General features: G+C 37.5%; 1 protein-coding gene and 1 pseudogene. Both read left to right on the plus strand.

Translation table 11 applies throughout. From position 1 onward, the window contains the following. A pseudogene (locus ACS8FD_RS18205) lies at window positions 1–222 on the plus strand (hypothetical protein); the annotation flags it as partial. Between the two features lie 418 nt (window positions 223–640). Next, on the plus strand, window positions 641–890 hold a 250-nt coding region (locus ACS8FD_RS18210; protein ID WP_439276886.1), incomplete at its 3' end, for a hypothetical protein.

Here is an 890-nt window from a genome sequence, read left to right on the forward strand (position 1 = left end):
AAAGAGGTCATCTATGCTCCAGAAGACCAGATTAAACGTATCAAAACGGCGGAAGGTACAGCAGTAGCCATCGAAGATGGTACTGAGCGTGCTACGATTGTTGGTCAAGAAGCTGACGAGCAAATCGTTGATGAAATCGAAATCAATCAGACTTTTCCAGTTACTCGTGTACCTAACAATGATACATCATCACGTGTTGTGGACCCAGATACTGCCGAATAGCTCATTGTAGAATGTATAGTTGGCTTACCATCAAAGGATAACGTGTCATATTTTATTGATATTAAATCCTAAATTATCGGTCAAAATTTATACATATTTACAGACACAGCACTTGCATATCGTCACACGAATACATCAATCTGTTAGACCTTTAATGAGTTTACTACTGAAGTACCAGCATGAGAGCTGGTACTTTGCGTGTTGAGATTATAGCTATTTTATAAATCTTTTACTTATATGTGTCATGACAACCTATAACCCAGTTGTCATGATTTTGTTCTATCTACAGTTGACGTTTTAAATATATTAAACAGTTATATTTAAGACGTTAAGTAGATGGATAACTAAAGGAATAACGATCAAGCTTAAACATATTTTTAAGCTGATTAATAAAACTTGTGACTCAAGGAATTAACTGATGCAAAAACGTACTTTATCATTAATCATCGGCGCAGCTTTAGTAATGCCAAGTATCGCCATGGCTGCTCCTATGGATCAGGGCAATATTACACCAGCAGATATGCGCGATACTCCTGCACCTAATACTTTACAAGCTGAGATTGAAGGCCCAGATGGTGAGTTATTGGCTACTCAACCGGGTGAAGTAGAAAGTGATGTAAATATTACTGAAACGAACCCTGACGAGATGAACGATCCAAACATGATGG

The organism is Psychrobacter sp. 1U2, from assembly GCF_051847575.1.